9 protein-coding genes and 7 pseudogenes are annotated in these 12158 nt (G+C 38.2%); 4 read left to right on the top strand and 12 right to left on the bottom strand.

Translation table 11 applies throughout. From position 1 onward, the window contains the following. Positions 1-1533: a Re/Si-specific NAD(P)(+) transhydrogenase subunit alpha gene (gene pntA, locus AYJ55_RS09095; RefSeq protein WP_063655756.1), complete on the bottom strand. Its 1533-nt coding sequence runs from the start codon at positions 1531-1533 to the stop codon at positions 1-3. A gap of 369 nt (positions 1534-1902) precedes the next feature. Here pntA and ydgH point away from each other — a divergent pair, with 369 nt between their 5' ends. Further along, entirely contained in the window at positions 1903-2853 is a 951-nt protein-coding gene (gene ydgH, locus AYJ55_RS09090; protein ID WP_063655753.1) for a DUF1471 family protein YdgH, read from the top strand. Positions 2854-3541: 688 nt separating this feature from the next. On the opposite strand, the gene AYJ55_RS09085 is transcribed toward ydgH, so the two are convergent. The 3 genes and pseudogenes from AYJ55_RS09085 to AYJ55_RS09075 form a co-directional block, all read right to left on the bottom strand. Then, positions 3542-4003 (bottom strand): IS630 family transposase, encoded by a 462-nt coding sequence (locus AYJ55_RS09085; RefSeq protein ID WP_063654041.1) that lies wholly within the window; start codon positions 4001-4003, stop codon positions 3542-3544. Next, positions 4000-4365, bottom strand: coding sequence for an IS630 transposase-related protein (locus AYJ55_RS09080; protein ID WP_063653415.1), 366 nt, complete (start codon positions 4363-4365; stop codon positions 4000-4002). Before AYJ55_RS09080 ends, AYJ55_RS09085 begins: the two co-directional genes overlap by 4 nt. Next, positions 4349-5119: pseudogene (locus AYJ55_RS09075) on the bottom strand (IS256 family transposase); the annotation flags it as partial. The gene AYJ55_RS09080 and the pseudogene AYJ55_RS09075, both read right to left, overlap by 17 nt. A gap of 74 nt (positions 5120-5193) precedes the next feature. Between AYJ55_RS09075 and AYJ55_RS09070 the strand changes: the two are divergent. Next, positions 5194-5448: pseudogene (locus AYJ55_RS09070) on the top strand (transposase); the annotation flags it as partial. A 37-nt stretch (positions 5449-5485) separates the two neighbouring features. Here AYJ55_RS09070 and AYJ55_RS09065 read toward each other — a convergent pair. Both AYJ55_RS09065 and AYJ55_RS09060 read right to left on the bottom strand, forming a co-directional pair. Beyond that, positions 5486-5974, bottom strand: a complete 489-nt coding sequence (locus tag AYJ55_RS09065) for an IS630 family transposase (protein WP_063653499.1) — start codon at positions 5972-5974, stop codon at positions 5486-5488. Then, entirely contained in the window at positions 5943-6290 is a 348-nt protein-coding gene (locus tag AYJ55_RS09060; RefSeq protein ID WP_063655750.1) for an IS630 transposase-related protein, read from the bottom strand. The genes AYJ55_RS09065 and AYJ55_RS09060 overlap by 32 nt, the downstream gene beginning before the upstream one ends. A gap of 31 nt (positions 6291-6321) precedes the next feature. Here AYJ55_RS09060 and AYJ55_RS25520 point away from each other — a divergent pair. Then, a pseudogene (locus tag AYJ55_RS25520) lies at positions 6322-6807 on the top strand (IS3 family transposase); the annotation flags it as partial. An 8-nt stretch (positions 6808-6815) separates the two neighbouring features. Here the strand turns inward: AYJ55_RS25520 and AYJ55_RS09055 are convergent. The 6 genes and pseudogenes from AYJ55_RS09055 to AYJ55_RS25510 all read right to left on the bottom strand — a co-directional run. After that, positions 6816-7265 (bottom strand): annotated as a pseudogene (locus AYJ55_RS09055) (IS256 family transposase); the annotation flags it as partial. A gap of 146 nt (positions 7266-7411) precedes the next feature. Continuing rightward, positions 7412-7594 (bottom strand): hypothetical protein, encoded by a 183-nt coding sequence (locus AYJ55_RS09050; protein WP_063655744.1) that lies wholly within the window; start codon positions 7592-7594, stop codon positions 7412-7414. Continuing rightward, a pseudogene (locus AYJ55_RS35805) lies at positions 7591-7872 on the bottom strand (hypothetical protein); the annotation flags it as partial. The pseudogene AYJ55_RS35805 and the gene AYJ55_RS09050, both read right to left, overlap by 4 nt. 298 nt (positions 7873-8170) lie before the next feature. Continuing rightward, positions 8171-9514 carry a basic amino acid/polyamine antiporter gene (locus AYJ55_RS09045; RefSeq protein ID WP_063656277.1) on the bottom strand — a complete coding sequence of 448 codons (1344 nt, stop codon included), beginning with the start codon at positions 9512-9514 and terminating at the stop codon, positions 8171-8173. Positions 9515-9868: 354 nt separating this feature from the next. After that, positions 9869-10456, bottom strand: a pseudogene (locus AYJ55_RS09040) (integrase core domain-containing protein); the annotation flags it as partial. A 164-nt stretch (positions 10457-10620) separates the two neighbouring features. Next, a complete protein-coding gene (locus AYJ55_RS25510; RefSeq protein ID WP_425393786.1) occupies positions 10621-10788 on the bottom strand; it encodes a hypothetical protein in 168 nt (55 codons plus the stop codon). An 86-nt stretch (positions 10789-10874) separates the two neighbouring features. Between AYJ55_RS25510 and AYJ55_RS09035 the strand changes: the two are divergent. Beyond that, a pseudogene (locus AYJ55_RS09035) lies at positions 10875-12066 on the top strand (IS91 family transposase). Positions 12067-12158: the final 92 nt, after the last annotated feature.

Below are 12158 nucleotides of genomic sequence, written 5' to 3'. Positions count from 1 at the left end.
TTATCCTTTACGAAACATTTTCAGCATACGTTGCGTGACTGTAAATCCACCAAAAATATTGATACTGGCTATAAGTACTGCAATAAATGAGAAGAAAATGACCCAACCTCCACTACCAATTTGCAGCAACGCGCCCACCACAATAATACCTGAAATCGCATTGGTTACTGACATAAGCGGTGTATGCAGTGAATGGCTGACGTTCCATACTACGTAGTAGCCAACAACACACGCCAGTGCAAACACGGTAAAGTGAGAAAGGAAGTCTTTAGGCGCTATACGCGCAAAACCACCAAAAAGTATAATCGCCAACAACAGAGAAATATATTTTAACCAAGGAGAGATTTTTTTTGCTGGTGGTTTTTCTTCATATTTTATCAGTTGATTTTTTGTTTGTGGTTGTTGAGATACAGGAATAGGAGGAGACGGCCAGGTAATTTGCCCTTCTTTAATAACAGTGATTGCGCGTACAACAATATCATCAAAATCAATGGCTAGTTGCCCATTGTTTTCCTTACAAAGCAACTTGATTAAATTAACAATATTAGTCGCATAAAGTTGTGAGGATTGTGTCGGTAAGCGGCTGGGTAAATCGGTGTAGCCAATAATTTTAACCTCATGATCAGTAACGATCAGTTTATCTGCCTCGGTTAACTCACAATTACCGCCCGACTGCGCTGCTAAATCAACTATTACACTACCAGGCTTCATCGAGTCAACCATCTCTTTAGTAATCAACTTTGGTGCAGGTTTTCCTGGTATCAATGCGGTGGTAATAATAATATCCACTTCTTTTGCTTGCTTAGCAAATAAAGCCATTTCCGCTTGAATAAAAGCCTCGGACATCTCTTTAGCATAACCATCACTGCGTGCCTGATCCTGTTTAAAGTCCAATTCAAGATACTCAGCCCCCATGCTTTGTACTTGTTCTTTTACTTCTGGCCTGGTATCAAATGCCCGCACAATAGCCCCTAGACTACCCGCTGCGCCTATCGCTGCTAAACCGGCAACCCCTGCGCCAATAACCGTGACTTTAGCTGGCGGTACTTTGCCGGCGGCAGTAATTTGGCCAGTAAAAAAACGTCCAAATTGATAAGCTGCTTCTACCACCGCCCGATAACCTGCAACATTAGCCATAGAGCTTAAAGCATCAAGTGACTGAGCCCTAGAGATACGTGGCACTGCATCCATTGCTAATACAGTGATTTTACGGGCTGCTAATTTTTGCATTAAATCTGGTTGTTGTGCCGGCCAAATGAAGCAAATTAATATTGCACCTTCTTTAATAAGGGCAATTTCAGCTTCTAGCGGCGCATTAACTTTAAAAATAATATCTGCATTCCATACAGATTGTTGCTCGACAATTTCAGCACCTGCTTGCTCGAAAGCAGTATCTTCAAAACTAGCAAGCTGACCAGCTTCTCGCTCAACGATGACAGAAAAACCTAATTTTATTAGCTGCTTTATTGTTGATGGTGTTGCTGCAATACGTGTTTCATTGGTAATTCTTTCTTTTGGTACACCAATATGCATAATGATCCCTTATCTAGTTCAAAATTGCTTGATGTTTATTCCCTACTAACATAACTAATTATATTATATATATCTGTCATATTGAGTGAAAAAACATTATTGAAACCTACTGAAAATAGTAATCATGAACCATAATCTATCGGATTTCCACGACATTAAATTAAATTTTTTCGTCAAAAAATGATATTAGTCAAATAGTTTAAGACTTGATATTAGTTTATAAAAATAGTCAGTATTCAACTAAATTAATAGTTTCATAAGAAAACAATGGGACAATTGCAGTTATTACATGTAATAATTATTATCTGTATGATACGACTATTAATTCAGCATTTTGATAGTAAATTGTGTAATGCGGAAGGATTTTGTATGAAGCTGAAAATAACGGCCATCACAATTGCGGTACTTTCACTAAGCAGTATAATAACTGTGCAAGCCGCTGTAGAATTAACACCGGAACAAGCTCAAGAATTAAAGCCTTATCAAAGGATCGCTGTCACAGGCCGCTTTAATGCCATCTATGAAGCATCCGATGCAGTTTCTCGTCGAGCGGATAAAGAAGTCGCCTACTCTTACTATATTCAAAGCCTAGATGATGTAGGCGATAGTGGTAATTTACGAGTAGTTGCTGATCTGTATCGTAAAGATGCTGCAAAAGTAGCCAATCCCCCCTATCGCATCTTTGCTGGCATCAAAGAATTGCCGAAAGCAGAAGCAGTAAGATTATTGCCATTTGATACGGTTACTGTCAGTGGTTTGTATAGCTCTGAAGCCGCACTTAATGAGGCGCTAGCTAAAAAAGCCAAGAAAAAAGGTGCTGCTTATTTTTATGTCGTCCGTAATGTTGCTTTAAATGATGGCGGTAACACACTTGCTACTGCTTATATTTATGCCGCAGATGCACCAAAACGAATAGTGCAAAATGGTAATGCTGTAGTACCTGCCGATACAGAAACGGGTAAAGCTTTATTAGCTAAAGGAGGTGAAGAAGCTAAAAAAGTTAAAATACCTGGTGTGGCTTCATCTTCAGCGCCAAAGGAAAACGTAGGCCGCTTTTTTGAAACGTCAATGTCAGGTCCGGGTAAAACGGACGTAACGCTACCTAGTGGATATCATATTGAAGAAGTAAATAAAGCAGCAGCTGCGCAAACGGTTCCTTTCGATTCAATTACTTTCTCCGGTTTCTATACTTCCACTCCAGAGATAAGATATCAAATTGCTAAACGTGCAGAGAAAAAAGGGGCAAAATATTTTCATATCACACGTGAATGGCAAGCCAATGGCGGTAGCGTTACTATTAGTGCAGATCTTTATAAATAATAAAAAATCACAATATTATCTTATAGTTAGATAAATAAATATTTAACGGACTCAATTGTCCGTTTTTCTTTTCAGTAATAGATAAAATAATAAATAACTGTGCTTTAATAACAAACAAAACGAATATTTTTTTCTTTTTTATGCATATTCAACGATTGCATATCATGTTCCATAACCGTAAAATTCTGCTAAATTTTCTCTTTCTATCTAATTCAAGTCAGTTTGGTTTTTTGCTATCTAAACAAGTTGTTATTAATGGCATACCAACTGCGTTCTTTGCAACCACTAATGCTGCCTGTTTCACCAATAGGTGCGCTAAGGTCAATCCATAAGGATAGGCAACCAGGCTGCCTTGCAGACCATAATTTAACCTGAGTTCGTGATAAGAAATAAAGTGAAAGTCTTGCTATTCAAATAGTTGAATGCGCATATTTCGTTAAAATACTCTAACAATCTGGTTAAAGAGTAGAGAATTGTTAAACAATGATGGAAAATCTTACTGAACTTTATTGCCTGATGGATGATTTTTGTAAAGACTTCGAGCGAAAAATGCATGAAATTTGAGGGTGTTCATAATTCTGTGTCAGGGGATTTTATATTTTGATTATACCATCTAGGCGCCCTTTAAAATAGATGGACAATTGAGTAATGGTTAACGCCCAGTTATAGCTAGGCGACTTAATTTTGATTACAGCATATGTATTAAAAACAGGTCATCGATAGTGCATCCTGTTTCCATCTTTTTACGTTTAGCTTGAGACCATTTATGTTCTATAGGATTTAAATCTGGTGAATACACAGGCAAATATTCTATCTGGTGTCCTGCGTTTATAATTGCCTGTTCAATATTCTTACCTTTGTGAAAGCTAGCGTTGTCCATAAAAATAACAGAATTTTCAGGAAGTTCTGGGAGCAATATTTTTGTGATCCAAACATAAAAAACATCACGGTTAATATTGCAATCAAATAATCCGATAGCAAAAAGGGTTGTTCCCAATAAAGCGCCAATAACATTTGTTCTTCCCTTAGCACCCCAGTTTTTCAGGCCAAAACAACGGTGACCTTTTGGGGAATAGCCGTGAGTTCGTGGAGTGTCATGTGAAAAACCACTTTCATCAATAAAAACAACAGATTTATCTTTTTTTTTCATACTGTTGTCTTTTTTGCTGATGTGCCAGCCTGTCGCTTTCGTTGGTTTTTGGATGGAATAGAGTTTTTTTTATAGGTTAATCCCAGCTTTTTAAGGGATTGCCAAATAGTCTTTTTACAAACACCGAATCGCTCTGCCCGTTCCTTTTGGTAAGCATCTGGATACTGTTCCACATCTTTTGCTAAAGCATTTTTATCGAGCTTCCTCTTACGTGGCGTTGAATTTTTTGGCTCTGGTCGTTTAAGCCAACGTACTAAAGACGCTTTTCCAATACGGAATTGTTTCGCAGTTTCTCGAATTGTTAAACCTTCGGCTTTCCTTACAGATATTACTTTACGTCGAAAATCAATTGTATAACTCATAACACACCTTGTAATCAAAATTAAGTCGCCTAGCTATACTAATCGGCATAGTCCATTTGTTGGATACCTGATTGATGCCAATATAGAGTAATTTTAATAAGCTGTTTTCATTGGGAAAAGCCCCTTTGGTTTTAGTTAATTTCCTAAACTGCCGATGAACCGCCTCTACTGCATTGGTCGTATAAATGGGTTTTCTAATGGCTTTAGGGTATCGAAAATAAGCACTGAGCAACTCCCATTTACTTCGCCAGGATTCTAGCACTATCGGGTATTTTTCACCCCATTTCGTTTCCAGTTCATCAAGGGCAAGCTCAGCAGCCGCTTTAGTATCTGCACGATAAACCGGCTTAGCCATAAAGGCTTTTTGGTCTTTACTGGCAATATAACGTAAGCTATTGCGAATTTGATGAACTACGCATAGCTGACTGTCTGCGGGAAAATACTGGCTATCGCTTCTGGAAACCCTTTTAATCCGTCAACACAAGCGATTAAAATATCTTGTATACCACGGTTATGTAAGTCAGTCAGAACGCTCAGCCAATGATGTGCTCCTTCTGTTTCAGACATATAGAGTCTTAACAATTCCTTATGCCCATCGGTGGTTAGTCCAAGTACTGTGTAGATTGCCTTATTGATATAGCGACCATCATGTTTTATCTTGTAATGAATGGCATCGAGCCAGACAAAAGGATAGAGCGCCTCCAGAGGGCGTTGTTGCCAAGGCTTTTAATTCAGGGAGTAATTTTTCAGTAATATGTAGTGGCATACTAAATTTTGCCACCTAAGTTGAGGTGATATGCTTACCTCATAATTTTTATAGGTGCCGAAATGAGTAAAATAATTACTGCTGAATTTAAATGTGAAACCGCCAAATTAGTCCTTGACCAAAATTACACCTACCAGGAAGCCGCGAAAGGCATGAACGTCAGTCTTTCAGCGATTAGCCGGTGGGTAAGAGCCCTTCGTTTAGAACGTCAAGGGAAAACATCGCCTGGTCTGCCATTAACACCTGAACAAATTGAGTTCAGAGAAATGAAGAAAAAAATCCACCGGCTGGAAATGGAGAATGACATCTTAAAAAAGGCTACTGCGCTCTTATAGCTAGGCGACTTAATTTTGATTACAGCATATGTATTAAAAACAGGTCATCGATAGTGCATCCTGTTTCCATCTTTTTACGTTTAGCTTGAGACCATTTATGTTCTATAGGATTTAAATCTGGTGAATACACAGGCAAATATTCTATCTGGTGTCCTGCGTTTATAATTGCCTGTTCAATATTCTTACCTTTGTGAAAGCTAGCGTTGTCCATAAAAATAACAGAATTTTCAGGAAGTTCTGGGAGCAATATTTTTGTGATCCAAACATAAAAAACATCACGATTAATATTGCAATCAAATAATCCGATAGCAAAAAGGGTTGTTCCCAATAAAGCGCCAATAACATTTGTTCTTCCCTTAGCACCCCAGTTTTTCAGGCCAAAACAACGGTGACCTTTTGGGGAATAGCCGTGAGTTCGTGGAGTGTCATGTGAAAAACCACTTTCATCAATAAAAACAACAGATTTATCTTTTTTTTCATACTGTTGTCTTTTTTGCTGATGTGCCAGCCTGTCGCTTTCGTTGGTTTTTGGATGGAATAGAGTTTTTTTTATAGGTTAATCCCAGCTTTTTAAGGGATTGCCAAATAGTCTTTTTACAACGTTCCTTTTGGTAAGCATCTGGATACTGTTCCACATCTTTTGCTAAAGCATTTTTATCGAGCTTCCTCTTACGTGGCGTTGAATTTTTTGGCTCTGGTCGTTTAAGCCAACGTACTAAAGACGCTTTTCCAATACGGAATTGTTTCGCAGTTTCTCGAATTGTTAAACCTTCGGCTTTCCTTACAGATATTACTTTACGTCGAAAATCAATTGTATAACTCATAACACACCTTGTAATCAAAATTAAGTCGCCTAGCTATATTTGGACAGGCTCACGATGGGCCTATCTGGCTGTGGTATTGGATTTGTTTGCCCGAAAACCGGTGGGCTGGGCAATGTCATTTGCACCAGACTCAGAATTAACAGCCAAAGCACTACAAATGGCTTGGGAACTACGTGGGCATCCCAAACAGGTAATGTTCCATAGTGATCAGGGAAGTCATTATACCAGTCGTCAGTATAGGCAGGCATTGTGGCGTTATCAGATGACCCAAAGTATCAGTCGCAGAGGGAATTGTTGGGATAATAGTCCGATGGAACGATTCTTCCGTAGTCTGAAGACCGAATGGGTGCCAACGACTGGCTACCAAAGCTTTAGTACTGCTCAGTCAGCCATTATTCGCTACATAACCCACTACTATAGCGATATAAGACCTCACTGGTATAACGGTGGATTAACGCCAAACGAATCAGAGCGACTGTTCCGTGAACAGTCAGGTAGGGTGGCCAATTTTAGTTGACCACTACACAATTCCTTATGCCCATCGGTGGTTAGTCCAAGTACTGTGTAGATTGCCTTATTGATATAGTGACCATCATGTTTTATCTTGTAATGAATGGCATCGAGCCAGACAAAAGGATAGAGCGCCTCCAGAGGGTGTTGTTGCCAGGCTTTTAATTCAGGGAGTAATTTGTCAGTAATATGAGTAATAGCTCCATCTGATATTTCCAGTCCATATAATTCTGCAACATGTTTTTGAATATCACGATAACTCATGCCTAATGCAAATAACGATAGGATTTTGTTATCAATATCCTCTGATAATTTTGTCTGATTTTTCTTAATGAGCTGAGGCTCAAAAGCACCTGACCTGTCTCTGGGCGTTTTCAGTTCAAATTGACCTGATGTCGATTTAACCGTTTTTCGAGTATAGCCATTTTTACGCGTATCGATTGACGTTGTCGATAGGTAGTGCACGAGTTTCACACTAATAAAAAAACGTTCTATTTTTAAGTTTAATTCAGCATAATATATAAATAGACAAAATCTTATAAATTAAAAGCAACTTATTGTAATTTAAACAAATTTATACGTTTTAGTAACTTGCAAATTAACTATTGCTTTTAAGCCATTTCTGGAATTTTATATGCCTGTGCGAAACTCGTGTAGTGTTCTATTTCTGCCTGCAGGGCAGCTTCGGTCAGCTGTTTTATGAGTGGTGTGAGTATCCCATCCGTACCGAGTAAATTTTTACCTGAGTATAATTGCTTCAACGCTTCATCAAAATTAAATGATTGATTTCTCATATGTCATACCTCTTTTTTTTGAGTTTAAGATATGACACAGATTTTTGAACACTACCGATGTGCTCAGTAATAGCATTTTTGATTACGTCCCAATTTTGTTGATAAAGGGTTATTTTTTCAGATATACGACGTTTATGTTGTTCAAACCACGCAGAAATAGCGAGAAAAATATGATTTCTTTGCGCTCAGCTCGTGCGAGCCTGACAGCGTTCAATACCACAATTTTGTTTAACTTCTCGATGATAAACTTCAACAAACCAACGGGCATCCATGATAGACACGAGTTTCGCACCAATAAAAAACGCTCTATTTTTAAGTTTAATTCAGCATAATATATAAATAGACAAAATCTTATAAATTAAAAGCAACTTATTGTAATTTAAACAAATTTATACGTTTTAGTAATTTGCAAATTAACCATTGCTTTTAAGTCATTTTTGGAATTTTATATGCCAGGGCAAAACTCGTGTGTATCATCGGCAATTAGTATGCAAGGGCTTTTTTTGTCTATAGAAGGTTGAACTAATCGCCATAGACCTGATTGCAACTATGTTGGTTATTGTTAAATCTCTTTAATTAAATATGAAGTAAATACCAAAATGCGGGGATAGAAGAGAAAATAATTATAATTATTGCACTTCTTTCTAATCGGCTGAGTGATTTTTTATTATTGTTTTGGTTTTGCGCATAGAGGAAGATAAATAAACCGGGCATGTAAAGAATAACAGATAACAGTAGATTGATTGTTCCTGAAGCATAAAGTAGCCATAAACCATATAAACTTGTTACTGTACCAATAATAAGTAATCCTTTGCTAGCACGCTCAAAAGAGATTTTGATTAGAAAAGCGCCCACTAAAAAATAAGGCACCAAAATCATTTCTGAGGCTATCGTTAATAACATATTATAGTTGCTGCCACTCAACCAAATTAATATTAACGCTAATTGTACAGCACCGTTTGTAAGCCAAAGAGATGAAGAGGGGGCATTATTTTTATTTTGATATTTAAATATTTTAGGAAATGAACCATGTAGCGAAGCGATATAAGGAATTTCTGTCGCCATTATTGTCCAGCTTAAATATGCACCGCAAACAGAAACAATCAAACCGGCTGCAATAATAATCTCGCCATAATTTCCCATCATATGGATCATAAGTGATGCCATTGAGGGATTTTTCATTGCAGCAAGTTCTGCTCTGGGAACGATGCCTAAGGAGAGCAAGGTAACTAATATATAAATACTTAAGGCTGAGATTACGGCAAGTAACGTTGCTAAACCAACATCTTTACGTCTTTGAGCGCGTGCTGAAACAACCACAGCCCCTTCGATACCAATAAATACCCATAACGTAATTAGCATTGTATTTTTGACTTGTCGCCAAATTGGTATGCCCATTTCAGCACCACTAAAATCAAATTTAAAGATATCTATCTTAAACGCAAAAATAGCAAGGATGACAAACAGGCTAAGGGGAATTAATTTAGCTAAAGTCGCTAATTTATTGATACCGGCGGCAGTCTGTGTACCTCTTAATACTAACCAATGAATGATCCATAGTAAGATAGACTCACCGATCAAAGATTGCCAAGTATTACCATCACCAAAAATGACATTACCTGAGCGATCAGTAGAAAAACTCAGGGCCGCAAAGACGATCACCAAATAGGAAACATTAGCGATAACAGCACATAGCCAATAGCCCCAGGCTGAACAAAAACCAACTAGTTCGCCAAAACCTTCTTTAGCGTATGTATAAATTCCTCCATCTAGATCCGGTCTAATACGTGAAAGTAATAGCAAAGATATAGCAAGAAATAAAATACCAATACCTGTGATACTCCAGCCTATCATAAGTGCTAGGGGGCTAGCGACTTCAGCCATATTTTGAGGCAGACTAAACACACCGGCTCCAACCATTGAACTTAATACTAATGCGGTTAAAGCCGTCAAATTTAATTTTTTATTGTTCAAAGAAAATATCCTAAAATCTATTTGTCATAATTTGGTTAGTAGTTATCGGACAAACCAAATTACTCTCGCAACCGAAACTCTACCTGATGGTGTTGATATTGAATCTAATTACAAACAGTGGCTTCTACCCGTGGCACAATCGCCATAGCCCATTTTGCTACCCAAGTTGGCTATAGAGTAATTTTTAAACTTCAGCATCACAGTAAGGCTATTCCGTTCGGTGCAATTGCAACTTTAACAGATTGTAGTAGCTCAGACTTGATCTGACAGTTGCCGGTTATTTATACAGTACCTGTCAGGTTAAATTTGATTTAAATCTTTCTCTCTCCAAAGTTGTTTTCCATCGTGTAAAGTTGCCATAGGAGTTCGACCGCAACACATTTTTCCTTGATGAGTGCGTTGGTTATTATATTCCGCTAACCATTTATCTAAATCAGCTTGTAATTCATCTAAAGCCCTATAGATTTTCTTACGAAAAGCCACCTAATAGGACTCTTGTAATACAGTTTTATGAAAGAGTTCACAAACCCCATTGGTTTGAGGTGAACGAGCTTTAGTTTTTGTATGATCAATATCATTGATAGCGAGATAAAGTTGATAATCGTGATGTTCAACTTTACCACAATACTCACTGCCTCTGTCCGTCAGTATACGTAACACCGGTAACCCATGCTGGGAATAAAAAGGGAGAACCTTGTCATTTAATAAATCTGCCGCCGCTATCGCGCTTTTTGCTGTGTAAAGCTTACAATGAACGACTTTACTGTAAGTATCAATGTAAGTTTGTTGATAAACACGACCAACGCCTTTTAAATGACCGACATAAAAAGTATCTTGTAAACCCAGATAACTTGGATGCGCTGTTTCAATTTCACCACAGCACGAGTTTCGCCCTGGCATATAAAATTCCAGAAATGGCTTAAAAGCAATGGTTAATTTGCAAGTTACTAAAACGTATAAATTCGTTTAAATTACAATAAGTTGCTTTTAATTTATAAGATTTTATCTATTCATATATTATGCTGAATTAAACTTAAAAATAGAGCGTTTTTTTATTGGTGCGAAACTCGTGCACAGGTTTCATCATCTTGCGCTTTTTTTTCTAGAGCACTGATTTGTGATTCTGATAGGATAATTCCTTCTGTTGCGATTTTATCTTCAAGCGCTTTTAGGCGTTTTGTAAAATTTTCGAGATTATGGCGCAGCCAAATTAGAGCCAAGATGGTCGCCTATGGCGACGACTTGTCATTGCTTGTTAGTACTGGTATAACCCGATACCTATTGTCTCAATCTTTTGGTCCCTTTTATGTCACCGCGTTTTAGTCATGTTTTTCAATTTGGTCAACGCTGGCTCAATTGGCTTAATCGCCAACCCCCTGATAGTGTCCGCACTGTTGTGATGGAAACCATGGTAAAGATTATGGCTTGCGGCACTTCGCTTATGGGGTGGTCAATTTGGCGCTGTCCTGACCCTCAATGTAATTCTGAGAAACGGGTTAAATTTACCTGCAAAAGTCGAAGCTGCCCCCATTGTGGCGTCAAAGCTTACCTACAATGGATTAACAATACGCTAGCTTGGTTACCCGAAGCTCCTTGGCAGCACATCACTTCTACCATGCCTTGTGAATATTGGCCTATTTATTCGCGCCAACCGTTGGCTTCTCGGTGAAATGAATCGATTAGCCGCTGATGTGATATTAACCATCTGCCGTGACCTCAATATCACCCCAGGCGTTTTCACTGCCATCCATACCTGGGGACGAGACCAAAAATGGCATCCGCATATTCATTTTTCAACCACAGCCAGCGGGGTGACTAAAAAGAATACCTGGCGGGATATCAGCTTTTATCGCGAAAACATTATGACAATGTGGCGATATCGGATAACGGCATTATTGAAAAAACATTATTACACGCTCACCATTCCCGATGAGCTTAAAGCTGAAGGAAGAAGTAAAGCATCATGGAATCAATTACTTAACACTCACTACAAGCGCGGGTGGAATATTAATCTTTCTGATATTCTTTCCAATATTACCCATGTCACCCTTTATCTCGGATTTTATTTAAAGAAACCCCCTGTCTCGCTCAGTCGCTTAAAACATTATTCCGGCGAAGATAACATCACGTTACGCTATAAGAGCCACCGCACGAAAAAACAGGAAGACCTGGTCATGACATCCGATGAATTTATTACCCTGTTTGCGTCTCATGTGCCAGAAAAATGGTTTCACATGATCCGCTATTACGGCTTTTTAAGTCCATCAGCACGGATGCGAAAAATGTTAACGGAGGTTGTTTATCCTTTAGCCCAGCAAGATAAAAAACCCGCTAAAAAAGTCACCTGACGAAACATGTATCAACACGTCTTTAAAGTCGATCCACTTGCTTGTCTCTTATGTGGGAAAAAATTACTTTTCGCAGGAATGAATTTTGGATTGAATCGTAAAGAACTTATGGCACGTCACCATGATCTGGCTTGTTTGCGGTGGCGATAAAAACTCACGACAGGGTAGATCTATCCTTTTGTTCAAAATTGATTAATAATTAATCGTTTTTTAACCATCTATTCCGTTCCTTATCTCAACCT

This window comes from Candidatus Arsenophonus triatominarum (genome assembly GCF_001640365.1).
Classification (GTDB): Bacteria; Pseudomonadota; Gammaproteobacteria; order Enterobacterales; family Enterobacteriaceae; genus Arsenophonus; species Arsenophonus triatominarum.
This window is presented reverse-complemented; position numbering and strand designations above follow the sequence as displayed.

What these genes read in the sequence shown, in the direction of transcription:
- pntA (WP_063655756.1), bottom strand. Translation starts at nt 1,533, where the DNA reads ATGCATATTGGTGTACCAAAAGAAAGAATTACCAATGAAACACGTATT.
- ydgH (WP_063655753.1), top strand. Translation starts at nt 1,903, where the DNA reads ATGAAGCTGAAAATAACGGCCATCACAATTGCGGTACTTTCACTAAGC.
- AYJ55_RS09085 (WP_063654041.1), bottom strand. Translation starts at nt 4,003, where the DNA reads ATGAAAAAAAAAGATAAATCTGTTGTTTTTATTGATGAAAGTGGTTTT.
- AYJ55_RS09080 (WP_063653415.1), bottom strand. Translation starts at nt 4,365, where the DNA reads ATGAGTTATACAATTGATTTTCGACGTAAAGTAATATCTGTAAGGAAA.
- AYJ55_RS09060 (WP_063655750.1), bottom strand. Translation starts at nt 6,290, where the DNA reads ATGAGTTATACAATTGATTTTCGACGTAAAGTAATATCTGTAAGGAAA.
- AYJ55_RS09050 (WP_063655744.1), bottom strand. Translation starts at nt 7,594, where the DNA reads ATGAGAAATCAATCATTTAATTTTGATGAAGCGTTGAAGCAATTATAC.
- AYJ55_RS09045 (WP_063656277.1), bottom strand. Translation starts at nt 9,514, where the DNA reads ATGGTTGGAGCCGGTGTGTTTAGTCTGCCTCAAAATATGGCTGAAGTC.